This window comes from Bradyrhizobium sp. HKCCYLRH2015 (assembly GCF_051168215.1).
Lineage (GTDB): Bacteria > Pseudomonadota > Alphaproteobacteria > Rhizobiales > Xanthobacteraceae > Bradyrhizobium.
In genome coordinates, this window is the sequence record NZ_JBNPUO010000001.1 from 104,251 (window position 1) to 129,582 (window position 25,332).

A 25,332-nucleotide genomic window follows, 5' to 3' on the forward strand; every position below is an offset into this window, starting at 1 on the left:
CCGGAACAGACAATCATCAGGGATAGACATGGAGGAGGGAAACCCATGAAGAAGCTGCTCTATGCGGTCGCGTCGCTCGCGATCATGCTGGCCCCGGCGCAGGCGGAGACCAAGTACCGCTTCGCCATCGTGCCGAAGGCGATGAACAATCCGTTCTTCGACGTCGCGCGCGACGGCTGTCTGAAGCGCGCCAAGGAGCTCGGCAATGTCGAGTGCATCTACAAGGGCCCGGTCGAGCACGAGCCGGCCACGCAGGCGCAGATCATCCAGGACTTCATCACCCAGAAGGTCGACGGCCTCGCCATCTCGGTCGCCGACGTTCCATCGATGACGAAATCGATCGAGGCGGCGACCGCCGCCGGCATTCCCGTCATCACCTTCGACGCCGATGCGCCGGGCTCCAAGCGCCTCGCCTATATCGGCACCAACAACAAGGACTTCGGCCTCGCGCTCGGCAAGCAGCTGCGGGAGCTCCGGCCTGACGGCGGCAAGTACGCCATCGTCTCCGGCGGTCCCGGCGCCAAGAACCTCGCCGAGCGTGTCGACGGCGTGCGCGAGGCGCTGAAGGGCTCGAAGTGGACGGAAGTGGCCGGTTCGCCGACCTTCTGCAACGACGATCCCGCGCTCGCCGTGCAGCAGATGGCCGACCTGCGCACCGCGACGCCCGATCTCGGCGCCATCGTGCCGATCGGCGGCTGGCCGATGTTCGCACCCGAAGGCTACAAGGCCTTCGTCAACAAGAACAAGAAGGACATCGACGCCGGCAAGCTGACGCTGGTCGTGGCCGACACGCTGAAGATGCAGCTCGAGCTGCTGCGCGACGGCTACTCCAACGCGCTGACCGGCCAGCGTCCGTTCGAGATGGGCGAGAAGGCGATGGACACGCTGCTCGCGATCAAGAAGGGCGAGAAGGTGCCGGAGGTGATCTACACCGGCCTCGACCTCGTCACCAAGGACAACGTCGCCAAGCTTCTGAACTGAGTTCCTCCCGGGGAAAACCTGGCGGTCCGGCATCCGGCCTCGGCCGGCGGCTGGGCCGCCCTTTTTGTTTGCAGTCGGCGTGATTGTCTCCGCGTTGACATCGCGAGATATCTGACTTAAGTCAGATATCATGCTCGACCCCGTCTCCCGCGTCCGCCGCTTCAACCGCGCCGTCACCTCGGAGGTCGGCGCGCTCGACACCTCCTTCCTCGGACGCGGTCGGCCGCTCGGCGCGGCCCGCGTGCTCAACGCGATCGGCCATGGCCGTAGCGACGTCGCCGAGCTGCGCGACTATCTCGCGCTCGATTCCGGGCTGATGAGCCGGCTGCTGCGCGGCCTGGAGGAGGAGGGGCTGGTAACGACCCGGCCGCATCCCGACGACGCGCGCCGCCGCGTCGCCAGGCTCACGGCCGCCGGCCGGCGCGAATTCGACGCCTATGAGACTCTCTCCAATGCCCAGGCGGAATCGATGCTGGCGCGCCATGGCCAGCCCCAGGCGTTGCTTGCCGCGATGGACATGGTCGCGGCCGCGCTCGGGCGTAGCCGCATCACCATCGAGGAGACCGATCCCAGGAGCGAGCAGGCGCGCTACTGCCTCGGCGAATACTACGCCGAGCTGTCACGCCGTTTCGAGCGCGGCTTCGATGTTTCGCTGTCGCGCGATCCCGACGCCTTGGACATGATGGCGCCGCGCGGCGCCTTCTTCGTCGCGTTGTCGGACGGCCTGCCGCTCGGCTGCGTCGGGCTGAAGGGCAGCGGCGGCGATGCCGCCGAGATCAAGCGGCTCTGGGTCGCGCCCGCCGCGCGCGGCCTCGGCCTCAGCCGCCGCCTGATGGATGCGGCCGAAGCGGCTGCGCGCAAGCTCTCGATCAGCCTTCTTCGCCTCGACACCAACAGCGCGCTCGCGGAGGCCATGCAGCTCTATCGCCGCACCGGCTGGACCGAGATCGACCGCTTCAACGACGACCCCTATCCGGACCTGTTCTTCGAAAAGCGGATTTCAGATTGATCTCGCGGCGCCTGCGCCTTGCGGTTCTCCAGGCCGAGCCACGGACCCGATCGCCCTGTTCGGCGTTAAGCGATGGGCAACCGGTGGGGTGGTGGAATGCGGGTCTTGGGGGCGTGCGACGGAAGGGCGCGTCTTGAGTCCGATTCGTTGCCCGATCCTGCCCCAATTGCGGCGAGCGGAATGTCGATGACATCAGGACGCGCCTTCGCCTCACTTCACCCCAAGACATGATCGAGCGTATAGATCGTCCTGCGCCGATCGCGCCGGCGGAACAGCAATGACGATTCGGGAAACAGCATGGTGACACGATCCACGGCGGCTCAGAACCTTGCAGCGATGCGGCGTCGGGGAGCGCTCCTGACGACTCTCGCGGCTGCCACCGTGCTGGCGCTGGCCGGATCCGAGGCTGGTGCACGGCAGGCGCGTCCGGCGCCGGTGACCGAGGCGACGGCGCCGCGCGCGCATGGCGATCCGATCATGGCGATCGTGTCGATCAAGGCGCAGAAGGTGACGTTCTACGACGCCGATGGCTGGATCTGGCGCGCGCCGGTCTCGACCGGCGTCTCCGGCCGCGAGACGCCGGCCGGCGTGTTCGCCATCATCGAGAAGGACAAGGACCACCACTCGACGCTCTACGACGATGCCTGGATGCCGAACATGCAGCGCATCACCTGGAATGGTGTGGCGCTGCACGGCGGGCCGCTGCCTGGCTATGCCGCCTCGCATGGCTGCGTCCGCATGCCCTATGGCTTTGCCGAGAAGCTGTTCGACCGGACCTGGATCGGCATGCGGGTGATCATCGCGCCGGGTGACCCGGCGCCGGTCGAGTTCTCCCATCCCGCCTTGTTCGTACCAAATGCGCAGGCGCTCGCCGCGGTGCCCTCGCGGGCCGCGACGCTTGGCCACGAAGCCGAGGACGCCGCCAAGAGCGCCGACGAGGCCAAGGCGGCGGCCGCCGCGGCCGAGCGCGAGGCCAAGGCGCTGAAGACGTCCTTGCGCAAGCTGGAGCAGGCCAAGGCACGCGCCGAGGCCGAGCTCAAATTCGCCGACAGGAAGCTGGCTGCCGCCAAGACCGATCAGGCCAGGACGCTGGCCGAGGATGCGAAGCAGAAGGCCGCCGCCAAGGCGACCGACGCGGCAGCGCAGCTCGAGGCCGCGAAGTCGGACGCGACCGTGAAGCTCGCAGCGGCGACCTCGACCAAGGACGCCGCCAAGGCGGCGGCGGCCAGGAAGACCGAGACGAGCAAGGCCGCGACCGACGCCAGGCTCGCGACCGAGCCGGTCTCGGTCTATATCAGCCGGTCGACGCAGATGCTCTACGTCAGGCGCAACACGCACAAGCCGGCCCCCGATGGCGGCGGCGAGGTGTTCGACACCTCGATCGAGGCCCCGGTGACCATCCGTGATCCCGACCGGCCGATCGGAACGCATGTGTTCACCGCGGTGGCGCAGGACGGCGCGGGGCTGCGCTGGACGGCGGTGACCATCGACGACGGCGACACCGCCAAGGACGCGCTCGACCGCATCACCATTCCGAAGGACGTGCTCGACCGCATCGCGCCGACGGCGGTGCCGCGCTCCTCGATCATCGTCTCGGACGAGCCGCTGTCGAGCGAGACCAACTACCGGACCGAGTTCGTGGCGGTGCTGAGCAACCAGCCGCAGGGCGGCTTCATCACGCGGCGGCCGACGACCAATGCCGATGTCGTCGCCAGCGGGGACGAATATGACGACGGCTTCGGCAGCTTCTTCCAGCGCAGCTGGGATGGCCAGCCCGTCGCGGCTCCGCGTCGTCGCGGGCCGCCTCCGACCTACTACCGGCCGGTGCAGCCGGGCTGGTGGTGACCAGCCGGGCGGATGCCTGACCGCGATTCGCGGGTCAGGCCGGGTGGCACTTCAAATCAGTTGCGGCCTGCGGGGAGGACGCCGGGCCACTGCATCAGGAAGGGCTGCGCCTCGGCCGCGCGCGCTACGCGCCTGACACGGTGAGGCCTGCGGGAGATCGAGCTGGTCGCTTCGCGCGCGGTCTCGATGCGCGCCAACTGCTGACGCATCTCGCCGGTGGAGGTCCGGAGCTGCTCGATGGACATGTCGCTGTTCGCGGCGGCGGTGCGCAGCCCGCTCAGCTCGGTCGCCGCATCTTCCTGGGCGCCGCGGAGGCGGACCGCCTGGCGCTTCAGCAGCGCGAGATCGGACTCGATCTTGTCGGCCGTATCGCGGCGGCGCGCCTCGGTCTCGTCGGCGGCGGTGCGCAGAGTGGCCAGGCCGGTCTCGGTCGTGGTGAGGCTGGCGCGCAATTGCATGAGCTCGCCGGAGGTGTCGCTCTGGCGGTCGCGCAACTGGGCGGTCTCGGCCTTGAGCTGGGCCAGCTCCGATGTCAGCGTGGCGACGCGGGTCTCGAGCGAAGGCGCTCCGTTACCGAAGGAGAAGCTGTTGGCGCCGCCGCTGCTCCACCACATCGCGCCGGCGCTGGCAACGAGCGCCAGGCTCAGGACAATTCGTAGAGAGGCCGTGCCGCTGCTCGGCGGGGCGTCCGGCGTCTTGGTGGATCTGCGCATCGACGGGGTCTCCGGGATTTGATGGAGACAATTATGATCATATTAAGGTTGCCAATGTTCTAAGCGCGCCGCGCCGGTGGAACATTTCATCCACGTAGTTTTGCGGAATGCGGTCCCGGCGCCGAGCTGCAAGGCCGTGCGGTGCGCGCTGCTGCACGTCGGTCTCGCGGCGCGCGTCGTGAACGTGGTCGGCGGTGCAGAACGGTGCAGAGGCGGGAGCAGCGGTGGTCCGGGGCGGATCGTTCGCACACAAAGCAGATGTGCCGGAAAAAGACTTCGTGCCTCCGTGCGATCATGCTCTAAATCGCGCATGTCCCACATTCCGCCCACCGCCGCACCGCCGGCATTCGACGCTCTCGCCGGGGCCATCAGGAATCGCCGCTCGGTCTATGGCCATATCAGCGGGCTCAGGATGGACCGCTTCGCGCCCGGCGAGGCCTGGTCGACCCTGCCTTATCGTCCCGTGTTCGTCGGCGACAGCGAGACCGGCGTCATCCATGGCGGCGTGGTCACGGCGATGCTCGACGAGAGCTGCGGAATGGCGGTGCAGCTCGCGCTCGACGGCAGCCGGGCGATCGCCACGCTCGATCTGCGCATCGACTATCAGAAGCCGGCGACCCCCGGGCTCGACATCAAGGCGCATGCCGTATGCTTCCGCGTCACGCGCTCGATCGCCTTCGTGCGCGCCACCGCCTATCAGGAGGAAGAAAGCGAACCGGTCGCGACCGCGACGGCCTGTTTCATGATCGGCGCCAACCGCACCAACATGCTGACCGATCGCCCGGCGTTCAACGGCGCGCCGCCACCGCTCGAGGCGCCTGAGGATCCGACGGGGCCGTTCGCCACCAGTCCGTTCGCGCGCTGTCTCGGCATTCGTCTCGCCGAGAACGAGACGCTGATGATGCCGTTCTCGCAGCAGATCATCGGCAATCCCGTGTTGCCGGCGATCCACGGCGGCATGACCGGCGCATTCCTCGAAACCGCGGCGATCATCACCGTGATGCGCGAGCTCGGCGCGTCGGCGCCGCCGAAGCCGATCGGCCTCACCATCAACTATCTCCGTTCGGGGCGCGCGCTCGACAGCATCGCGTCGGCGTCGATCGTCAAGCAGGGCCGCCGCGTCGTCGCCTTCGAGGCCCGCGCCTGGCAGGACGATGATACGAAGCCGATTGCCACCGCATTCGGGCATTTCATGCTGCGGCAGGCGCCGGGGCAGGAGCAGGACTGAGGCTTGGGTTTGCACGACCGCCGCCGCGCGCTTGGCGCTCACGGCGTGCGCAGGATCTTGTCCATCGCCTTTCCGCGCGCCAGCTCATCGACCAGCTTGTCCAGGTAGCGGATCTCGCGCATCGTCGGCTCCTCGACGTCCTCCACGCGGACGCCGCAGACCACGCCCTTGATCAGGGAGCGCGCCGGATTCATGGCCGGCGCCCGCGTAAAGAAGGTCTCGAAGTCCGTCTGTCGGTCCACCTCGGCGTCGAGCTGTTTCTGATCGTAGCCCGTCAGCCAGCAGATGATCTGATCGACCTCGGCCTTGGTTCGTCCTTTCTTTTCCCCCTTCGCGACGTAGAGCCGGTACACGCTCGCGAAGCTCGTCGTGTAGATGCGGTGTTTCGCCATGAGTGCTCCCTGTCCGTCATTGGTATCATGATGCAGCCCCTTCGTGCACCGGGGAAACCGGAGCGCTATCCCGGCAGGACCATCGGGAACGATACGCCGAGCGACCACGCCAGGATCAGGCCGAGACCGATGCCCTCTGCCATCGGCGAGCCGGTCCGGCGGCCGACGCAGCCGCCGATCAGTCCGAACACGACGAAGAACAGCACGATCACCGGGACGATGATGAGCAGGAAGAACAGCCGCCTGAAATCGAGCGCGACCGCGCCGCCGAGCGAGGCCAGCAACGCGGTCCGGATCCACACCGTGCGCCACAGCGCGGCGTGCCCGCCCTGGTTGGCGATGCTGTCGGCCAGCATGCATGGCACTGCGCCCACGGCGATCGCCGCGATGACCGGCAGGCGGGCGGCGATCGGCATGAACGAGGCGACGTAGCGGTCGAGCGCGCCACCGAAACCGAAGATGCCATAGGCGGCCAGCACCAGCGCCGCGAGCCGGGCTACGCGGCCGAAGCGAACACCCTGCATGCGCAGCAGCGACAGCGACAGCGCGCCGTATACGAAGAGATGAACGGCGAGGTAGTCGGCGACGAGCACGGGCAGGAAATGCGTGTCGACGAATCGCAGCACGACCGGAGTGACTGCCGCGGGCACGAGCGTGGCGATCGCAAGCTGACGCGGCGGAATCGAAGGCGGCGGCGCATCGCCCTTCGGCAGCAGCGCGGCCAACGGCCAGGCCAACAGTACGATGCCGGCCAGCAGCAGCGCGATCGGGCCGCCGGTCGCCGCCACCGGCCCGCTGCTGGTGCGCCCGAACACGCGATCCAGCCAGTCGCGCGCCTCGCGCAGCGCGGTCGTCGAATACAGCACGCTCACGTGTTCGACTCCGGGCGCGACGACGGCGCGGCGTCCGCCGTTGTCCGCGGGATCGCCCACGGTGTCGCCCTCGCGCGCGGCGGGATCGGCGAGCCGGAGGTTACGCAGCGCGTCCCTGCGCAGGGCCGTCTCCCATTCGCCGGTGATGATCAGCAGATTGCGCGGCGCGCTCGGCGTGACGGCCTCGGAAAACATCGAGATCGCCACCGTTGCCCTGATCCGTGGGTCGGCCAGGGCCTGGCGTACGATGATGTCGGAAGCCATCGAGTGCCCGAGCAGGGCCACCCGGCCGTCATTGCCCGGCAGGGACAGCGCGGCGTCGGTGACGCGGCCGATCTCGCTCATCAGCTTCCTCGTCGTGCCGTCGATGCGGGTGACGTCGCCCGACATCGGCGTCGGATTGCGGCCATGCCCCTCGAAATCGAACGAGACCGCGACATAGCCGGCGCGCGCCAAGGTCAGCGTATAGGCCTCCATGAATTGGCGCGAGCCCGCAAAGCCGTGGGCAATGACGACGACGGGCGACGCAGCCGCTCCGTCGCGCCGATAGACGGTGACGGGAGTGGAGCCCGCCTGCAGCGGGGTGATCGAGATGCCCATGCGCTCGGCTTCGAGGCGCCAGAGTCCGGCGACGCAGAGCGCGAGGCCGGCAAGCGCTGCAGCCAGCAGGGCTGCCCCGCGCAAACCGATGGCGTCCCGTCTGCGCGCCGCAGCGTCCATGATTGGCTCCATTTGCAGCCGAAACTAGCGCAGGAATGTGCGCCATAACAACGACGGCGCAGGCGAGCGGCGTGGCCGCGATCGAACGAAACGCACGCCGCTTCGTTGACAACGCCGCCGCACCGATATTCGGTGACCCCCGTTTGGCGGCGACAAGGAGGATGCATGAAACCGGAAGTCATCTGCCTGATGGCGTCGAGCGTCGACGGCCGCACGTTGCCGAGCCGCTGGCGTCCGAAGGGATCGGGCGATCTGTTCGAGCAGGTGCATGACCAGCTCGGCGGCGACGCCTGGCTGATTGGCCGCGTCACCGGCCAGGAATTCGCCAAGGGCTCGGCCTATCCCGCCGAGACCACCGAGCGCTTCCCGCGCACCCATTGGATCGCGCGGCCCGGCGCCAAGGCCTACGGCATCGTGCTCGATCCCCATGGCAAGATCTGCTGGGGCCGCTCCGACATCGGCGGCGATCCGATCGTCGTCGTGCTGACCGAGGCCGTGTCCGATGCGCATCTCGCGGGACTGCGCGGCGAAGGCGTGTCCTACGTCTTCGCCGGCCAGGCGAAGCTCGATCTCGAGCTCGTGCTCGATATCGTCGCGCAGGAGCTCGGCGTGAAACGGCTGCTGCTCGAAGGCGGCGGCGGCGCCAACGGCGCGTTCCTGCGCGCCGGTCTGGTCGACGAGTTCAACCTCGTTCTGTGTCCGGCGGTGGATGGCGCCAAGGGGGCGCCCAGCGTGTTCGATTCGACGGAAGCCGAGTCCGGCATGCGCGCGCCGATCACGGCGATGACGCTCGAAAGCAGCACGGCGCTGGAGGGCGGCGCGCTGTGGCTGCGCTACAAGATCACCAACGGCTTGGCCATGCCGGCCCAGGCGAGTCATGGCTGAGCGGCCAATGCACATCATCATCGTCGGTGCCGGTGCCGCAGGCCTGATGGCGGCGCGCGAGCTGGCCCGCGCCGGCCAGCGGGTGACGCTGCTGGAAGCGCGTGACCGCTGCGGCGGACGCATCCATCCGCTGCCCGCGAGCAGGTTCGGATATCGCGCGGATGCCGGTGCCGAATTCATCCATGGCGAGGCGCCGGTCACCCACGCGCTGATGGCCGAGGCGGGGCTGGCCTCGACGCCGGTCGATGGCGCGCGCTGGTACGTGACGGACGGCGCGTTCTCGCGCGACGATCCCGCCGATCGGCAGATGCGCCAGTTGCACCGCGTGGCGCGGCAACTCGACGAGGACATGACCGTGACGGCGCTGCTCGACCGGCATTTCGCCGGTGCGGAGTTCGCCGCCCTGCGCAAATCCGTGCTCGGGATGGTGCAGGGCTATGACGCCGCCGATCCTGGCCGTGCCAGCGTGTTCGCGCTGCGCGACGAATGGATGGGCGGCGAGCGCGGCGCTCAGGCGCGCATCGTCGGCGGCTACGCGGCGCTGCTCGATCATCTCCTGGCGAAGTGCCGGGCGCATGGCGTGGCGATGCAGCTCGAGGCGGTGGTGCGCGCGGTGGAGAGCGCCGATGATGGTGTCGTCGTGCGCTGCGCCGACGGCCGCGCGCAGCGCGGCGATCGCGTCATCCTGACCGTGCCGCTGCCGCTGCTGCGAACCATCGCGCTGCCGCCTTCCATGCGTCCGCAATTGGCCGCCGCCGAAACCATCGGCTTCGGCAACGTCATCAAGCTGCTGCTGCGCTTCGAGCGGCGGTGGTGGCGCGAGGCTCGGACCGAGGATCTTTCGGACATGCTGTTCGTGCTGTCCGATGCCGACGTGCCGGTGTGGTGGACGCAGCATCCGAACGATGACGCGGTGCTGACCGGCTGGCTCGCCGGGCCGCCGGCCGCTGCCTTCGCTGCGTGCGACGAGGACGCGCTGATCGAAAGAGGGCTTTCGGCGCTCGCGGACATCTTCTCACGGCCCGTGGGCTCCCTGAAGCGGCAGCTCGTCGCGTCGCATGTCACGGATTGGGCGAAGGATCCGTTCGCGCGCGGCGCCTATTCCTACGCGACGCTGACCTCGCGCGAGGCGCAGGATGCGCTTTCGCGCCGGGATGGCGGACGGGTGCTGATCTCCGGCGAGGCGTTGTATCGCGGCCGCGACATGGGAACGGTCGAGGCGGCGCTGGCGAGTGGGCAACGGACGGCGCGGCGCATCCTCGCGATGTGAGCGTGCCGCGTGCATCGTTGCGCCGTCCTGCCGGCGGAGCTAGCATTCGGCCGTCATCATCGATGAGGATCGCCATGCTCGACCACGTCGGCTTCCCCGTTTCCAACTTTGCCCGCGCCAAGGCGTTCTATGCGGCGGCGCTGGCGCCGCTCGGCTACGTCCTGATGATGGAGATCACCGACGCGCAGACCGGCGGCCACGGTGATCACGCCGGCTTCGGCGACGGCCGTCCGGATTTCTGGATCGGCACCGGCGGGACGGCCGCGACCTCGACGCATGTCGCGTTCCACGCCAAGGATCGCGCCACGGTCGATGCGTTCTATCGGGCGGCGATCGCGGCAGGCGGACGCGACAACGGGGCACCCGGGCTGCGGCCGCATTATCACGAGAACTATTACGGCGCGTTCGTGCGCGACGCCGACGGCAACAACATCGAGGCGGTGTGCCATACGCCGGGGTGAGGGCCGCTCACCTCTCGGGATGAGTCACGCCATGATGGGCATGTGCTCGGCCGCAGCGGCGAGGCTCGGCGCGACCACGATCTCGAGCTGCTGGCGCAGCCAGCGGTGCATCGGATCCTCGTGGTGGCGCAGGTGCCAGACCATGTACATCGGCATCGCCGGGCAGGGGACCGGCACCGGCGCGACCGCGAGGCCGCGCAGCATGTAGGCGCGCAGCAGGCTCGGCAGGGTCGCGATCATGCGGCTGCCGCGCAGGAACGGCCCGATGCCGCCGAAGCCGGGAACCTGCGCCGCGAAGCGCCGGACGATGCCGCGCTCGGCGAGGACCTCGTCGATGTCGAGCCGGCGTCGCGGCTCGTACAGCACGGTGACATGGTCGCTGGCGAGATAGTCTTCCAGGCTTTCCGGCGGCTCGCGCTGGCCCGCATCGTAGAACACGCGATAGCTGTCCTCGAACAGCCGCTTCTGCAGGATGTCGCTGCCCTCGGGCGGGCGCGGCGTGATGATCAGCTGGCAGTGTTCTTCGCGCAGCATTTCCGGCACCGGTGCGCCTGAAGGGATCACCCGCAGGCTGAGGCCCGGCGCCTGCGCGCGGGCGTAGCGGAGCAGGGACGGCAGCAGCAGGTCGCGCTGCAGATCATTGGCCGCGATCGTCACCTGCGCGGAGATTTTCGCCGGCTCGAACGCGGCGGTGTGCGAGAAGCTCCGGAGATCGTCGAGCAGCGCGCGGGCGCGCAACGCCAGGAGCTGCGCATGCGCGGTCGGCACGATGCCGCGGCCGGACTTCACGAACAGCGGATCGCCGGTGATCGCGCGCAGCTTGTCGAGCAGATGGCTGACGGCCGACTGCGTGACGCCGAGCCGCTGCGCGGCGCGCGTCACCGAGCCTTCCTCGATGACGGCGAGCAGCAGCTGCAGCAGATGGCCGTCGAGGTCCAAATGATCGAATTGGCTCATGGATCAGATCGGTCGCGCGGCCTTTATCGGCGGTGTCATCAGACGATACTGGCGGGCACGAACGGCGCCGCGTTTGATCCAGATCAAGCGCGGCCGTCCGAAACACGAACAGGGGAGGCTAAGATGTCCACCACATCAGCCCGGCAGCCCGTGCCCGGCACCACCATCTTCGACGGCGAGCAGGCCCGCAAAGGCTACGCCCTCAACAAGATGTGCTACTCGTTCAACGATGCCGCCAACCGCAAGGCTTTCGTCGCCGACGAGGACGGCTATTGCGCCAAATATGGCCTCAATGCCCAGCAGCGCGCGGCGATCAAGAACCGCAACGTGCTCGAGCTGATCGAGGCCGGCGGCAACGCCTATTACCTCGCCAAGTTCGCCGGCATCTTCGGGCTCGACATGCAGGACATCGGCGCGCAGCAGACCGGGCTGACGAAAGAGCAGTTCAAGGCCAAGCTTCTGGCGGCGAGGGGGTAATCGTCATGGCAAAGATCGTCGGCTGCATCACCACCTCCCACGTTCCGGCCATTGGCGGCGCAATCGCCAAGGGCCTGCAACAGGATCCGTATTGGAAACCGTTCTTCGACGGTTTCCCGCATGTGCGCGAATGGCTCGCCAAGGTGAAGCCGGATGTCGTGGTGCTGGTCTACAACGACCATGGCCTGAACTTCTTCCTCGACAAGATGCCGACTTTCGCGATCGGCGCGGCCGACAGCTACAGCAATGCCGACGAGGGCTGGGGCATTCCGCAGACCGCGCCGTTCAAGGGCGACAGCGAATTGTCGTGGCACCTGATCGAGCATCTGGTGAAGGAGGATTTCGACCTCACGACCTGCCAGGAGATGGTGGTCGATCACGCCTTCACCCTGCCGATGGCGCTGTGCTGGCCGGATCAGAAATGGCCGGTGCGGGTGGTGCCGGTCGTCGTCAACACGGTGCAGGCGCCGCTGCCATCGGCTGCACGCTGCTACAAGCTCGGTCAGGCGCTGGCGCGGGCGATCGAATCCTGGCCTGGGGATGAGCGCGTCGTCGTGATGGGCACCGGCGGCCTGTCGCACCAGCTCGACGGCGAGCGGGCCGGCTTCATCAACAAGGATTTCGATGAGAAGTTCATGGCCAGCATGATCGACGATCCCTCGTGGGCGACGAAGTATTCGACCACCGAGCTGGTCGAGCTGTCGGGCACGCAGGGCGTCGAGTTGCTGAACTGGATGGTGGCGCGCGGCACCTTGCCGGAGAAGGTCCGCAAGGAGCATTCCAACTATCACATCCCGATCTCCAACACGGCGACGGGATTGATGGTGCTGGAGCCGGTGTAGCGGCTCTTGCGGGATCCTGGTGCGGACGGTGATGACCGAGAGCCGTTCCGCCAATGACCATCACGCGGTATGGGTCCCGGCGCAAGGCCGGGACGACAGCAGTGTGTTTGGCTCGACTAGGCCGCATCAACGGTGTCGTCCCGGCGAACGCCGGGACCCATACCGCGGATGCTATCGAGGAACGTCGCTATCAGTCGCCTGTCTCATCGCGACCCGATGTTAGCAGTCTTGGCTAAAGGCCGGGACGACAGCAGATGTTTTGGATGAGGGGAGTATGGTTTCTCAACCGACGCTTCCCGCGTGGTTGCCCCTCTCCCCGTGAAGAACGGGGAGAGGGAGCACACCGTCTGCGCGGCGCGAGCACGGATATCAATTCCGGCTGCTACGCCTCCGCTCCTGGCTGATGTTGATATCAGCTCGCCGCGCCGTCGTCGTCGCCCTGGATCTCGGCGATGGCGCGGGTGAGGATGTCGCTGACGCGCTTGGCCTCGTCCTCGCTCCAGCCGGGGCGGTGCATCTTGAGCGCCATCTTCAGCGTCTGCACCGTCTGCAGCACCTGCTCGGGCGGGCGCATGCCGCCCATGGTGCGGGCCATGATGCGCAGCCGGCTGAGCAGACCTTCGATCGCCGCCTCGTCGTCCTTCAGCGCCTGGCGTCCGGCGTCGGTGATCGCGAACAGCTTCTTGCCACCCTCGCTTGAGGCGGCTTCGATCTGGCCCATGTCCTCGAGGAGGCTGAGGATCGGATAGACCGAGCCCGGGCTCGGCGAATAGGCGCCGCCGACCAGCTGCTCGACCGCCTTGATCAGCTCGTAGCCATGGCGCGGCTTCTCGCCGATCAGCCACAGCAGCAGGCTGCGCAGGTCGCCGGGGCCGAAGAAGCGCCCGCCGCCACGTCCGAATTCCTCGCGCCCGCCACGGCGACCGTCCCGTTCGAACAGGCCGGGACCGCGATGGCGGCCGAATCCGGGGCCGCGCCCGCTGAGCCGGATGTCCTCGCAGGTCTCGCCGAAGCCATGCCGCTCATGCCGTCCGCGTTGCGCCCAACCGCGCTCTTCGTCGTCGCGGCGAGAAGGTCCGAATTTCCAATGATGATGTCTCATACGATATGATCTCCCGTTCGTACAAACGATATATCGTTTACGTATATCGTTTGTCAATGCCGGGCTGCTCGATTGTCGGGTCTTCGCCTAAGCTTCTGATATTTCGTTGTTTTGTAAGCCGTTTAAGGAGCGGCTGTCGCCCCGGCAGCCTGGGCCGGCGTCTCGTGCGCCGTACCCCGATGGGCGATCAGCGCATAGGCGACGGGGACCACGAACAGCGTGAACAGGGTGCCGATGGCGAGCCCGGTGGCGATCACCAGCCCCATGTTGAAGCGCGACACCGCGCCGGCGCCGCTCGCGGCGATCAGCGGGATCACGCCGAGCACCATCGCCGCCGTGGTCATCAGGATCGGGCGCAGGCGGACGGTGGCCGCCGCGATGATGGCCTCGGTGCGGTCCTTGCCGTGTTCGCGCAGCTCGTTGGCGACCTCCACCATCAGGATGCCGTGCTTGCTGACGAGGCCCATCAAGGTGACGAGGCCGACCTGGGTGTAGATGTTGATGCTGGCGCCGCCGATGCCGAGGCTGATGAAGATCAGCGCGCCCGCCAGCGACATCGGTACCGACACCAGGATGATGACCGGATCGACGAAGCTGTTGAACAGCGCGGCGAGCGCCAGGAAGATGATGATCAGCGCGAACACGAAGGTCGTGACGAAACCGCCGGACTCCTGCTCCAGCTGCCGCGACGCGCCGCCATAGTCGATCGAGTAGCCCGATGGCAGCGACGTCGCGATCTCCCTCAGGGTGGCGAGCGCGTCGCCCATCGCGATGCCCGGCATCGCCACGCCGGAGATGGTCGCCGCGTTGATCTGCTGGAAGTGGTTGAGCGACTCGGGGATCGTCTTGCGCTCGAGCCGGGCCACCGTCGAAAGCGGCACCATGGCGTTGCCGCTGGTGCGGATCGAATAGTCGAGCAGCTGCGTGTCGGTGAGGCGATCGTTCTGCCGGACCTGCGGGATCACCTTGTAGGAGCGGCCCTCCAGGCTGAAATAATCGAGATAATTGCCGCCCAGCATGGTCGCGAGCGCGCCGCCGAGATCGCTCATCTTGAGGCCGAGATCGGCGGCCTTGTCGCGGTCGAACACCACGGTGGTCTGCGGCTTGTCGATCTTCAGGTCGCTGTCGAGGAAGATGAACCTGCCGCTCGCCAGCGCCTTGGTCATGAAATCGCGCGACACGTCGTTGAGCTCGTTGAAGGACCCCGTGGTGCCGATCACGAACTGGACCGGCAGGCCGTTGCTGCCCGGCAGCGGCGAGGGCTGGAAGGCGACGGAACGGGCGCCGGCGATGCTGTTCAAGAGCTGCTGGAATTCCGGCTGCAGGGTCTTGGTCGTCGCCTTGCGCTGATCCCACGGCTTCAGCACCCAGCCGCCGATCGCCTGCGTCGGGGTGTCGATCTGGAATACGGTGCGTGTCTCCGGCCGCTGCGCGATCAGGCCGTAAAGCTGCTGGCCGTAGAACTGGCGCTGCTCGAGCGTGGCCGAGGGCGCGGAATTCGTCAACGACAACACGATGCCCTGATCCTCGTCCGGCGCGAGCTCGCTGGTGGAGCTGACATAGAGCCAGGGGATCATCGCGAGCAGCAGCAGCGCGAACACCACCACCACCGGCTTGGTCGCGAACACACTTTCCAGCCCGCGGCGGTAGCCGTGGGCGAGACGTTCGAGCACGCGGTCGATGGTGCGGACCAGCCGAGCCTCCAGCGTCGTGGCATCGCGCTCGGTCCGGCGCAGCAGCCAGGCGCAATTCATCGGCGACAAGGTCAGAGCGATCACCGCGGAGACGGTGACGGCGCCGGCGAGGGTGAAGGCGAATTCGGTGAACAGCGCGCCGGTGAGGCCGCCCTGGAAGCCGACGGGCACGTACACCGCAATCAGAACCACGGTCATCGCGATGATCGGGCTCGCCAGCGCCCGCGCCGACTGGATCGCCGCCTCGACCGGCGGCACGCCCTCGTCGATCAGGCGGTGCACGCTCTCGACCACGATGATCGCGTCGTCGACGACGAGGCCGATCGCGAGCACCAGGGCCAGCAGGGTCAGCAGGTTGATGGAGAAGCCCATCAGCAGCATCAGGCCGAAGGTGCCGATCAACGACAACGGAATGGCGATCACCGGGATCAGCACCGAGCGCCACGAGCCTAAGAACATGAAAACCACGACGATCACGATCCCGATGGCCTCCACCAGCGTGTGGATCACCTCGTCGATCGACGAGTTCACGAAGTCGGTGGAGTCGTAGAGGATCTCGCTGGTGATGCCGTTCGGCAATTGCCGCTGCAGCTCCGGATAGACCGCCTTCACGCCGTTGATGACGTCGAGCAGGTTCGCGGTCGGCGCCACCTGGACGCCGATATAGACCGCGGTCTTGCCGTTGAAACGCGTCGCGCTGTCGTAGTCGTCATTGCCGAGCGTGACATTGGCGACGTCGCGCAGGCGGATGATGGCGCCATTGACCTGCTTGACGACGAGGTTGCGGTATTGCTCCAGCGAATGCAGGTTGGTCGCGGCGGCGAGGTCGACCTGCACGAGGCGGCCCTTGGTGGTGCCGAGCCCGGAGATGTAGTCGTTGCCCGACAGCGCCGTCGACACGTCGGTCGCCGTCAGGCCATAGGCCGCGAGCTTGTCGGGATCGAGCCAGGCGCGCAGCGCGAACTTCTTGGCGCCGAGCAATTCGGCGGTCTGCACGCCGGAGACCGCCTGCAGCTTCGGCTGAACCACGCGCGTCAGATAGTCGGTGATCTGGTTCGGCGCCAGCACGTCGCTGGCGAAGCCGATATACATCGCGTCGATGGTCTGTCCGACCTTCAGGGTCAGGGTCGGCTGCTGCGTGCCGGTCGGCAACTGGTTCAGCACCGAGTTCACCTTGGCGTTGATCTCGGTCATCGCCTTGCCGGAATCGTAGTTGAGCCGCAGGTTCACCGTGATGGTGCTGCTGCCGGTGACGCTGGTCGACGTCATGTAGTCGATGCCGTTGGCCTGGGCGATCGCATTCTCCAGCGGCGTGGTGATGAAGCCGGCGATGATATCGCTATCGGCGCCGGCATAGGCCGTGCTGACCGTGACGATGGCGTTCTGCGTGCGCGGATATTGCAGGATGGCGAGCGTCGTCATCGAACGCAGGCCGAGCACGAGGATCAGCGCGCTGACCACGAGCGCCAGCACCGGCCGACGGATGAAGATGTCTGTGAAGCGCATGGGCGGGCTCTGAAGGTCGGAGGCTTTTCGCGAATTACTGATCGACGACGTCAGGCGCGGCCTCGGCGACCGGGACGTGCGAGTTGTCGATTCTCACCGGGCTGCCGTTGCGCAGCTTGATCTGGCCCGCGATCACCACCGTCTCGCCCGGCTTGATGCCGTCGGTGATCGCGATCCGGTCGCCCTTGGCCGGCTTGCTCTTGACGAAGGTCTGCCGCGCTCTGCCCTGGCCGTCCTTGAGATCGTCGACGACATAGACGAGGTCGCCATAGGGATTGCTGACGACAGCCGTCAGCGGCAGGGTGACGAGCTGCTCGGGCTGTCCGGTCGCGATCTCGACCTTGGCGAACATGCCCGGCAGCAGCCGCGCCGCCGCGTTGTGCAGCGTGGCGCGGACCTGGACGTTGCGGCTGGTGGAATCGACCTTGGCGTTGATGGCCGAGATCTGGCCGGCGAAACGCTCGGCAGGGAAGGCATCGACCACGATGGTGATGTCCTGGCCGATGCGGATGTCGGCGAGCGATTGTTGCGGCAGATAGAAGTCGACGAAGATGGGATCGAGGCTCTGCAAGGTCACGATGGTGGTGCCCGCGCTGAGAAATTGTCCGAGATCGACGGCGCGGATGCCGAGGCGGCCGGCGAACGGCGCCTTCAGGGTCTTCTGCTCGACGACCGCCTTCTGCTGCGCGACCAGGGCCTGCGCGTTCTTCAGGTTGGCGCGGTCGCTGTCGAGCGTCGCCTGGCTGACGGCGTTGAACTTGATCTGCTCCTCGTCGCGCTTGACGACGATGGCGTTGTTCTCGGCGGTCGCCTGCAGCGATTGCAGCTTGGCGACGTCGTCGGTGGCGACCAGTTGCAGCAGGGACTGGCCGGATTCGACGGCATCACCCGAATTGAACTGGATGCTCTGTACGATGCCCGAGACCTGCAGTGACAGATCGGCGCCGTTAACGGCGCGCAGCGAGCCGACTGCGGTGAGATTGGAGCGCCACGGCGCGGTCGCCGCGACCGTGGTCGAGATCGTCTGCGGCGGGTTCGCCATGGCGCCGATCGCCTTGGCGATCATGATGCCCTTGAAGGTCTGGAAGCCGTACAGGCCGCCGAACAGAGCGGCCATGGCGGCCAGCATGATGACCATGCGCTTCTTCATTACATTGCTTCCTGGGTCGTACGATTGGGACCGGCGAAATAGCCGGGATTGGCGCGCGGCAGCGCCGCCGGGGTCTCGTCCTGGCGATTCCACCAGCCGCCGCCGAGCGCCTGGAACAGCGCCGCGGTGTCGGTGAAGCGCGTGGCCTGCGACTTGATGCGGGAGACCCGGGCGTTGAGATAGGATTGCTGCGCGTTGATGACGTTGGCGTAGGGCACGGCGCCGGTCTTGAACTGCTCGACCGACATTGCAAGGCTGTCGGCCGTGGCCTTCTCGGCGGCGGCCTGCGCCTTCAGCGCCTCGGCGTCGTACTGGATGGCGCGCAGCGAATCCGCGACGTTCTGGAACGCCGTGATGACCGTGCTCTTGTAGAGCGACAAATCCTGCTCGAACGTCGCGACGTCGGCCTCCTTGGTGTGGTACAGCGTGCCGCCGTCGATCAGCTTCTGGCTGACGCTCGAGGCGGCATCCCATACCAGCGTCGTCGGCGAGAACAGCCGCTCCGGCCCGCTCGCGCCGTAGCTGCCGGACAGCGTCACCTGCGGCAGCAGGTTGGCGATCCCGACGCCGACGGTCGCGGTCGCCTGGTGCAAGGTCGCCTCGGCCTGCCGGATGTCGGGACGCTGCCGGACGAGCGACGAGGGCAGGGAGACCGGCAGCTTGCGCGGCAGCTTCAGCTCCGCGAGCGTCACGTGCTCGCCGCGGTCCTGGCTCGGCAGCCGGCCGAGATAGGCCATCAGTTGATTGCGCTGTTGCGCCAGTTGCTTCTGCAGTGGTGCCAACGTCGCCTTGGCCTGCGCCAGCGTTGCCTCCTGCGCCAGCACGTCGGATTTGGAGATCGCGCCGACGTCGAACTGGCGCTGGATGCGGCCGAGCTGATCGGTCTCGGCCCTGATGATCTCCTCGGTCGCCGCGATCTGGTCGCGCAGCGAGGCGTCGGTGATCGCGGCGGTCACCACATTGGCGGTCAGCGCGAGATACGTCGCCTCCATCTTGAACCCCTGGTAGTCGGCCTGGGCCTGCAGCGCCTCGACCTGGCGCCGCGTACCGCCCCATAGGTCGAGCGCGTAGCTGACGCTGACGGAGCTACCGTAGAGCGTGTAGAGCGACGTCTGGCCAGGCCATTGTCCCTGCTGCGTGCTGGAGGCCTGCGTACGCTCGGCCGACCCGCTCGCGCTCAGCTGCGGAAACAGCGCGCCCTGCTGCGACAGAGCGTTCTCGCGCGCAGCACGCAACGCCAATTGTGCGGCCTCGATGTCCGGATGATTGCGAATCGCCTCCTCGACGAAGGCGTTGATCCGCCGGGAATGAAACAGTGCCCACCAGGTGCCCGGCAGGTCGCTTCCCGGCGCGAAGCTCTGCGCATTGCCGCCCGGCGTCGTGGCGCTGGCGGTCGCGGCGAGGCGGTGCTCGGTCACGTAGCCGGTTGTGGCCGGCGCATCGGGGGCCAAGAAGTCCGGGCCGACAGCACACGACGCGAGCAGCACGCCGCAGCCGAGCAGGCCGAGCGGCAGAGGCCATGCGCTGCGTCTCGGGACGGGTCCCGAACAGGCGGGAAACAAATGGACATCATCAGACATGAAACTAAACCGTTTCGTTTTCTGCTGCTGACGATGCTTGGCAGTACCGATCTGGTCAAGTCACGTTGATGACAGGACGGGCTTACTCACAGCTTGACGTCTCGCGCACTGTCGGTGCCCGCCTGCGCCGGACGCGAATGACAGTTCTGAGACGAACGCCGAGAACGCCGCTGCTCGTCGCGTATTGGCGAGGGCCGACGTCGCTCGTCACAATGATCGGGAACGTTCTGCTGCCGGGCCCGCGTTCTCCGGGCCAGGCCGCGGCGACGAACCGGGCCGCGCAGATCGCGCAGAAGGTCGTAATTGGAAGCCGGCCCGCAGGGCGGGCCGGCTCCATGCGATGATCGCAATCGTCAGGACGGCATCGAGGATGCCACGGCGGTCTTCGCCGGCACGTCGCGCGCGCGGCTCGGGCGCCGCAGCCGGCGCTGCGTCCAGATCAACACGCCGGTGACCAGCAGCGCGAACAACGCGACCGAGATCAGAATGTTGGCCGCGCTTCCGATCAGAGACCAGTTGCCTTCGTGCAGCAGGCGCGGCCAGTTGCGCGGCAATGCGGAGAGCCCGTCGGACGTGACCGCATAGGCCCTGAGCTCATCGTCCTCGATGATCCTCGCCATCATCCGCCCGCCGCGATTGCCGATCGAGTTCACCGACGACAGGTCGTGGTCCCTTGAGACGATGCTGACGGCCTCAGGCAGCGAGATGCGCTTGGCCGCTGCGGGCGGCGCGCTGCCTGCGAAGGTGAGGCCGAGCTCGAGGCAGAGTCCGGTGAGCGGGCTGAGCAAAATCAGCGGCAGCGTGAACCAGGCCGTGCCCTTGTGCCAGCCGGACAGCGTGTTGCGCAGCCGCGGCAGTCCCATCAGGATGCCGACGATCATGATGCCGACCATGGCGACGGTCGAGATCAGAGTGAGGCCGGGGATTCCGATCAGATGCTCGTGGGTCCTGCGCGCCCACGAGAAGACGCTGGCCATCGCCGGCCTCTCGACCGCGGCGCCGGTCGTCATGTCGACCTCGGTGCCTGGCGCCCCCTGCAAGGTCAGGTGCTGCATGGAGGCGTCGATTGACAGGCCGCGTGCCTTGCCGTCGGGATCGTACTGCTTGATCAGCGCGACCACGCGCGCCGGATCGACGCTGTGCGGCTTGACGGCGGCGACCTGCGCCATCGGCTCGAAGGAGAGGATCATCCCGGTCACGATGATGACAAGCAATGGCAGCGCGAAGACGAGGCTGATCCAACGGTGAAGTTTGAGCAGAAGCTGCTTGTTCATGATCGTCTCCGATTGATCGTCTCGCGCACGGTGTCATGCGGGACCGGTGGTCCTCAGGCGCTTGCTCCGTGAACGTTTCTGATCGTTCTTGCTGGACGACGCGGGGATATCGACACGTCGTCCGCTGCGCTTCATTAGCTGAGCACAGCAGCGAGACGAAAGAAGACAACTATTAATTTTAGGTCATGCGCCGTTTGATCGGCGTCAATGCGGCGAGACTCGCTTCACGTCTGCTTCAATGATTTCAATTTGCATCAGATGCCGTCATGACGCCATCGAGCACCTCGCGCAGGCGCGTCGCGTCCAAGCCATTCTCCCACCTCGCGATGACGATGGTGGCGACCGCGTTACCTATCAGGTTCGTCGGCGTCAGCCCCTGCGACATCAGCCGGTGAATGCCGAGCACCAAGGCGACACTGGCGACCGGAATCGTTCCGGTCGCGGCCAGCGTTGCGGCCAGCACGACGAAAGCGGCGCCGGCGATGCCGGCTGCGCCCTTCGATGTCACCAGCAGGATCAGCAGCAGCCCGATCTGGTGACTGACGTCGAGATGCGTGTTGGTCGCCTGCGCCAGGAACACCGCGGCGGTGGCGAGGTAGAGGCAGGTGCCGTCGAGATTGAACGAATAGCCGGTGGGGATGACGAGACCGACGATGCTGCGTTCGCAGCCGGCGGCTTCGAGCTTCGCCAGCATGCGCGGCAGCACGGTCTCCGATGACGTGGTGGCGATGCAGACCAGCACCTCGTCCCTGAGGTAGCGGATCAGCTTCCACAGGCTGAAGCCGGTGAAGGCGGCGATCGGTCCGAGCACGGCGGCGATGAAGATCAGGCAGGTCAGGTAGAAGCTGCCGAGCAGCAGGCCGAGCTTGGCGAGCGAGCCGATGCCGAACTTGCCGACGGTGAAGGCGATTGCCCCGAAGGCGCCGAGCGGCGCTGCCCACATCACGATCCGGACGACGCCGAAGATCATCTGCCCGGCGACCTCGATCACGTCCGTCACCGGCTTGGCGCGATCGCCGAGCCAGATCAGCGCAAAGCCTGACATCACCGAGATGAACAGCACCTGCAGGATATTGCCCTCGGCAAAGGCGCCAACGAAGGTCTGCGGGATGATGTTGAGCAGGAACGGCACGAAGCCGACCGCAGCGGTCTGCTTGACATAGGGCTCGATCGTTGCGGAGTTGATCGTTGCCGGGTCGACGTTCATGCCGACGCCGGGTTGAAACAGGTTCACCGCGGTCAGGCCGATGATCAGCGCCAGCGTCGTGATCGCTTCGAAATAGATCAGTGCCTTGATCGCGACGCGGCCGACCTTGGCCATGTCGGCCATGTGGGCGATGCCGTTGACCACCGTGCAGAAGATGATCGGCGCGATCAGCATCCGGATCGCCTTGATGAAGGCGTCGCCGAGCGGCTGCATCTGGGCGCCGAGATCCGGCTTGATGGCACCGAGCAGGATGCCCGCTGCCATCGCGATCATGACCTGGACCCAAAGCTCCTTCCACCAGCCTCGGCGGGCGCCTGGCTTGCTGTCGGCGGTGAGGGTCGTGGCGGTCATGATCGGTCCTGTCGCTGAAAGGTTCGAAGTCGCAGCTGGCGGTGACTCAGCTCTTGGGCTCGAACTTGAACAGCCGTTCGGGATTGCTGACAAGCAGCTTTCGCTGCATGGCCGGATCCGGGGCGTAGAGTGGGATCAGATCGACCAGATCGCCGTCATTGGGCATGATCTTGACGTTCGGATGCGGCCAGTCGGTGCCCCAGATGACGCGATCCGGCGCGTTGTCGATCAGCTTGCGGGCGAACGGGACCGCGTCGTGGAATGGGGGGCCGGAGGCCGAAGCGCGCTCGGGACCGGTGATCTTGATCCAGCACTTGTCGTCGCTCGCCTGCAGGTCGAGCAGCGCCTTGAACCCGGCATCGTCGATCCCCTTGGCGGCGCTGATCGTGCCCATGTGGTCGATCACATAGGTGACCGGCAGCGCCTTCAGGATCGGCACGAATTCCTGGATCGTTCCGGCCTCGAGATAGATGTCGACGTGCCAGCCGATCGCCGCGACGCGGTCCACGAGGCTGCGGAAGACGTTCATGTCGCCGACGCCGCCGAGGCGGCGGAGGAAGGCGAACCGGCAGGCGCAGATGCCGGCCTTGCCGAGCGCCGCGAGGTCGGCATCGGACATCGCCGCATTGATGTTGGCGACGCCCTTGTAGTTGCCGTTGCTCTGCGCGATCGCATCGGTCACGACCCGATTGTCGGTGCCGTGGACGGTGGCGTTGACGATGACGGCGCGCTCGACGCCGATCTTGGCGTGCAGCGCCCGGAACATCTCCAGCGATGCGTCGGGCGGCGTGTAGGGGCGGGTGGGCGAGAACGGATAGGTCGCGGCCGGTCCGAAGATATGGGTGTGGGTATCGACGCTGCCCGGTGGCGCCTTGAAGCTTGGGGTCTTCGGTGCCGGATCCGGTCCGGCGATGTTGGGGATCTTGGCCTCTTCGGCGGAGAGTTGCGCAGGGACCGCGCCGAGCACGCTCGCCGCTCCCAGTCCGGCCATGGTGGCCAGCAGGTCTCGTCTCAACATCAGAGCGTCCTCCTCGGAATGGCCGGTCGCAGGCAGGCTCCGCCTGCCAGGCGCGGGCATCGTTCGTGTTTGCTATCGTCACCCCACAATGGCGAGCTCAGGCGACCTCGCAACGTGGCGTCGTGATCATGGCCTGCTCCGAATCCGGAGCCGGCGGATCGCGGTGATCCCAGTTGATCGAGGATCCTGCGGCCGCTGCAGCATGACAAGAAGCATTGGGTGAACGGTCAGTTCGCTTGCTTGGACAATGCTCTGCAGTCCAACTGCCAAGCTTGCCGAGCCTCTCTGTTCGAGCTGCGTTGCAGCGCGGCTGGGCGAGATCGGCTGCTCTTCAACCAGTCTGCGAGAAGGCCGCGTGAGCGCGCAGATCCGCGGAATTGTTCGTGCGACGGAAAGGTGAGTTGCATCAACGCCATGGCGTGCGTTTTGGTCATGCGCCGGCAGCTTCAGGCGCCGTTGTGAAGACCGCATGCGCGATGCTATGCGACAACAAAGAGAGGCGTGCGGCCGCCGAGACGCTGCGCGCTGTCAGCGCACAGCAACATCGGGCAAAGGAAACACCATGGTCGACGCGCTCATCATCGATGCCTGCAGGACGCCGCGCGGTATCGGCAAGGCCGGCAAGGGCGCGCTCGCCGGGCTGCATCCGCAGCATCTCGGCGCCACCGTGCTGCGTGCGCTGGCCGAGCGCACCGGCATCGACACCGGCGATGTCGACGACATCATCTGGGGCTGCTCGTCGCAGCGCGGGCCGCAGAGCGGAGACCTCGGCCGCATGTCGGCGCTCGATGCCGGCTACGACATCCGCGCCTCCGGCGTCACGCTCGACCGCTTCTGCGGCTCCGGCATCACCAGCGTCAACATCGCCGCCGCCTCGATCATGGCAGGGCAGGAGGATCTCGTCGTCGCCGGCGGCTGCGAGATGATGTCGATGGAGGGCCGGCGCGGCGAGGGGCCGCTGATGATGGATGCCGGCAATCTGCATCTGCGCGCGCTGCACCCGCAGTCGCACCAGGGCGTCTGTGCCGACGCCATCGCCACCATGGAAGGCATCACCCGCGCCGATGTCGACGCGCTCGGGCTGGAGAGCCAGAAGCGCGCGGCGGCGGCGATCGCTGCCGGCCACTTCAAGAAGAGCCTGGTGCCGGTACGTCGCGAGGACGGCAGCCTCGCGCTCGACCACGAAGAATATCCCAGGCCGCAGACCACGGCGGAGGCGCTCGCCGGGCTGAAGCCGGCGTTTCCGGCGATCGCCGACTACGCGCTTGACGAGAAGGGCACGACCTATCGCAACCTGATCCTGCAGCGCTATCCCGACCTCGAGATCGACTTCGTCCATCACGCCGGCAACTCCTCGGGCGTGGTCGACGGTGCGGCAGCGATCCTGCTGGCGTCGCCGTCTTATGCCAAGGCTCATGGTCTGAAGCCGCGGGCACGCGTCGTGGCGATGGCCAACATGGGCGACGACCCGACCCTGATGCTGAACGCCCCGGTGCCGGCGACGCGCAAGGTGCTGGCCAAGGCCGGGCTCAAGCTTGATGACATCGACCTGTTCGAGATCAACGAGGCGTTCGCCGTCGTCGCCGAGAAGTACATCCGCGACCTCAAGCTCGATCGCGCCAAGGTCAATGTGAACGGCGGCTCGATCGCGCTCGGACATCCGATCGGCGCCACCGGCTCCATCCTGATCGGGACGCTGCTCGACGAACTCGAGCGGCGCGATCTCAAGCGCGGCCTGGTCACGATGTGCGCGGCCGGTGGCATGGCACCCGCGATCATCATCGAGCGGGTCTGAACG

At 66.9% G+C, this 25,332-nt stretch carries 21 protein-coding genes; 10 read left to right on the top strand and 11 right to left on the bottom strand.

Going from position 1 to position 25,332, the window contains the following annotated elements; genetic code table 11:
- Nucleotides 1-45: 45 nt before the first annotated feature.
- The 3 genes from ACQR1H_RS00460 (at nucleotide 46) to ACQR1H_RS00470 (ending at nucleotide 3,835) form a co-directional block, all read left to right on the top strand.
- Nucleotides 46-981, top strand: coding sequence for a sugar-binding protein (locus ACQR1H_RS00460; RefSeq protein WP_434839750.1), 936 nt, complete (start codon nucleotides 46-48; stop codon nucleotides 979-981).
- 130 nt (nucleotides 982-1,111) lie between these two features.
- Nucleotides 1,112-1,990 carry a bifunctional helix-turn-helix transcriptional regulator/GNAT family N-acetyltransferase gene (locus ACQR1H_RS00465; protein ID WP_434891121.1) on the top strand — a complete coding sequence of 293 codons (879 nt, stop codon included), beginning with the start codon at nucleotides 1,112-1,114 and terminating at the stop codon, nucleotides 1,988-1,990.
- Between the two features lie 297 nt (nucleotides 1,991-2,287).
- Nucleotides 2,288-3,835: a L,D-transpeptidase gene (locus ACQR1H_RS00470; protein WP_316183248.1), complete on the top strand. Its 1,548-nt coding sequence runs from the start codon at nucleotides 2,288-2,290 to the stop codon at nucleotides 3,833-3,835.
- A 56-nt stretch (nucleotides 3,836-3,891) separates the two neighbouring features.
- Here the strand turns inward: ACQR1H_RS00470 and ACQR1H_RS00475 are convergent, their stop codons facing one another.
- A complete protein-coding gene (locus tag ACQR1H_RS00475; protein WP_434873647.1) occupies nucleotides 3,892-4,548 on the bottom strand; it encodes a hypothetical protein in 657 nt (218 codons plus the stop codon).
- Between the two features lie 310 nt (nucleotides 4,549-4,858).
- Between ACQR1H_RS00475 and ACQR1H_RS00480 the strand changes: the two genes are divergently transcribed.
- Nucleotides 4,859-5,776: a PaaI family thioesterase gene (locus ACQR1H_RS00480; RefSeq protein ID WP_315802450.1), complete on the top strand. Its 918-nt coding sequence runs from the start codon at nucleotides 4,859-4,861 to the stop codon at nucleotides 5,774-5,776.
- Between the two features lie 38 nt (nucleotides 5,777-5,814).
- Here ACQR1H_RS00480 and ACQR1H_RS00485 read toward each other — a convergent pair whose 3' ends face one another.
- Nucleotides 5,815-6,168, bottom strand: coding sequence for a DUF2200 domain-containing protein (locus ACQR1H_RS00485; RefSeq protein ID WP_315802451.1), 354 nt, complete (start codon nucleotides 6,166-6,168; stop codon nucleotides 5,815-5,817).
- Between the two features lie 65 nt (nucleotides 6,169-6,233).
- Nucleotides 6,234-7,760 (bottom strand): serine aminopeptidase domain-containing protein, encoded by a 1,527-nt coding sequence (locus tag ACQR1H_RS00490; RefSeq protein WP_434906959.1) that lies wholly within the window; start codon nucleotides 7,758-7,760, stop codon nucleotides 6,234-6,236.
- Nucleotides 7,761-7,925: 165 nt separating this feature from the next.
- Here ACQR1H_RS00490 and ACQR1H_RS00495 point away from each other — a divergent pair, with 165 nt between their 5' ends.
- The 3 genes from ACQR1H_RS00495 to ACQR1H_RS00505 all read left to right on the top strand — a co-directional run bounded on the left by ACQR1H_RS00495 (nucleotide 7,926) and on the right by ACQR1H_RS00505 (nucleotide 10,376).
- Nucleotides 7,926-8,645, top strand: a complete 720-nt coding sequence (locus tag ACQR1H_RS00495) for a RibD family protein (RefSeq protein WP_434906960.1) — start codon at nucleotides 7,926-7,928, stop codon at nucleotides 8,643-8,645.
- Nucleotides 8,638-9,915 carry a flavin monoamine oxidase family protein gene (locus ACQR1H_RS00500; RefSeq protein WP_434906961.1) on the top strand — a complete coding sequence of 426 codons (1,278 nt, stop codon included), beginning with the start codon at nucleotides 8,638-8,640 and terminating at the stop codon, nucleotides 9,913-9,915. Before ACQR1H_RS00495 ends, ACQR1H_RS00500 begins: the two co-directional genes overlap by 8 nt.
- Before the next feature lie 74 nt (nucleotides 9,916-9,989).
- Nucleotides 9,990-10,376 carry a VOC family protein gene (locus ACQR1H_RS00505; protein ID WP_434873651.1) on the top strand — a complete coding sequence of 129 codons (387 nt, stop codon included), beginning with the start codon at nucleotides 9,990-9,992 and terminating at the stop codon, nucleotides 10,374-10,376.
- A 24-nt stretch (nucleotides 10,377-10,400) separates the two neighbouring features.
- Here the strand turns inward: ACQR1H_RS00505 and ACQR1H_RS00510 are convergent, their stop codons facing one another.
- Entirely contained in the window at nucleotides 10,401-11,333 is a 933-nt protein-coding gene (locus ACQR1H_RS00510) for a LysR family transcriptional regulator (RefSeq protein WP_434839742.1), read from the bottom strand.
- 123 nt (nucleotides 11,334-11,456) lie between these two features.
- On the opposite strand from ACQR1H_RS00510, the gene ACQR1H_RS00515 reads away from it, so the two are divergent.
- Both ACQR1H_RS00515 and ACQR1H_RS00520 read left to right on the top strand, forming a co-directional pair.
- Nucleotides 11,457-11,810, top strand: coding sequence for a protocatechuate 4,5-dioxygenase subunit alpha (locus ACQR1H_RS00515; protein WP_315758446.1), 354 nt, complete (start codon nucleotides 11,457-11,459; stop codon nucleotides 11,808-11,810).
- A gap of 5 nt (nucleotides 11,811-11,815) precedes the next feature.
- Entirely contained in the window at nucleotides 11,816-12,652 is an 837-nt protein-coding gene (locus ACQR1H_RS00520) for a class III extradiol dioxygenase family protein (protein ID WP_316239007.1), read from the top strand.
- Between the two features lie 412 nt (nucleotides 12,653-13,064).
- Here ACQR1H_RS00520 and ACQR1H_RS00525 read toward each other — a convergent pair whose 3' ends face one another.
- From ACQR1H_RS00525 to ACQR1H_RS00555, 7 genes are all read right to left on the bottom strand, one after another.
- Nucleotides 13,065-13,754 (bottom strand): PadR family transcriptional regulator, encoded by a 690-nt coding sequence (locus ACQR1H_RS00525; protein WP_316239008.1) that lies wholly within the window; start codon nucleotides 13,752-13,754, stop codon nucleotides 13,065-13,067.
- Between the two features lie 122 nt (nucleotides 13,755-13,876).
- On the bottom strand, nucleotides 13,877-16,954 hold the full coding sequence (locus ACQR1H_RS00530) for an efflux RND transporter permease subunit (RefSeq protein WP_434898306.1): 3,078 nt from the start codon (nucleotides 16,952-16,954) through the stop codon (nucleotides 13,877-13,879).
- Nucleotides 16,955-16,988: 34 nt separating this feature from the next.
- Nucleotides 16,989-18,104 (bottom strand): efflux RND transporter periplasmic adaptor subunit, encoded by a 1,116-nt coding sequence (locus tag ACQR1H_RS00535; RefSeq protein ID WP_316183260.1) that lies wholly within the window; start codon nucleotides 18,102-18,104, stop codon nucleotides 16,989-16,991.
- A complete protein-coding gene (locus ACQR1H_RS00540) occupies nucleotides 18,104-19,684 on the bottom strand; it encodes an efflux transporter outer membrane subunit (protein ID WP_434906962.1) in 1,581 nt (526 codons plus the stop codon). The genes ACQR1H_RS00535 and ACQR1H_RS00540 overlap by 1 nt, the downstream gene beginning before the upstream one ends.
- A gap of 353 nt (nucleotides 19,685-20,037) precedes the next feature.
- On the bottom strand, nucleotides 20,038-20,958 hold the full coding sequence (locus ACQR1H_RS00545) for a PepSY domain-containing protein (protein WP_434906963.1): 921 nt from the start codon (nucleotides 20,956-20,958) through the stop codon (nucleotides 20,038-20,040).
- A 244-nt stretch (nucleotides 20,959-21,202) separates the two neighbouring features.
- Entirely contained in the window at nucleotides 21,203-22,516 is a 1,314-nt protein-coding gene (gene dctA, locus ACQR1H_RS00550) for a C4-dicarboxylate transporter DctA (protein WP_316218340.1), read from the bottom strand.
- 46 nt (nucleotides 22,517-22,562) lie between these two features.
- Nucleotides 22,563-23,534, bottom strand: coding sequence for an amidohydrolase family protein (locus tag ACQR1H_RS00555; RefSeq protein WP_434886980.1), 972 nt, complete (start codon nucleotides 23,532-23,534; stop codon nucleotides 22,563-22,565).
- 562 nt (nucleotides 23,535-24,096) lie between these two features.
- Here ACQR1H_RS00555 and ACQR1H_RS00560 point away from each other — a divergent pair.
- Nucleotides 24,097-25,329: an acetyl-CoA C-acetyltransferase gene (locus tag ACQR1H_RS00560; RefSeq protein ID WP_316183264.1), complete on the top strand. Its 1,233-nt coding sequence runs from the start codon at nucleotides 24,097-24,099 to the stop codon at nucleotides 25,327-25,329.
- The last annotated feature ends 3 nt before the right edge of the window (nucleotides 25,330-25,332 follow it).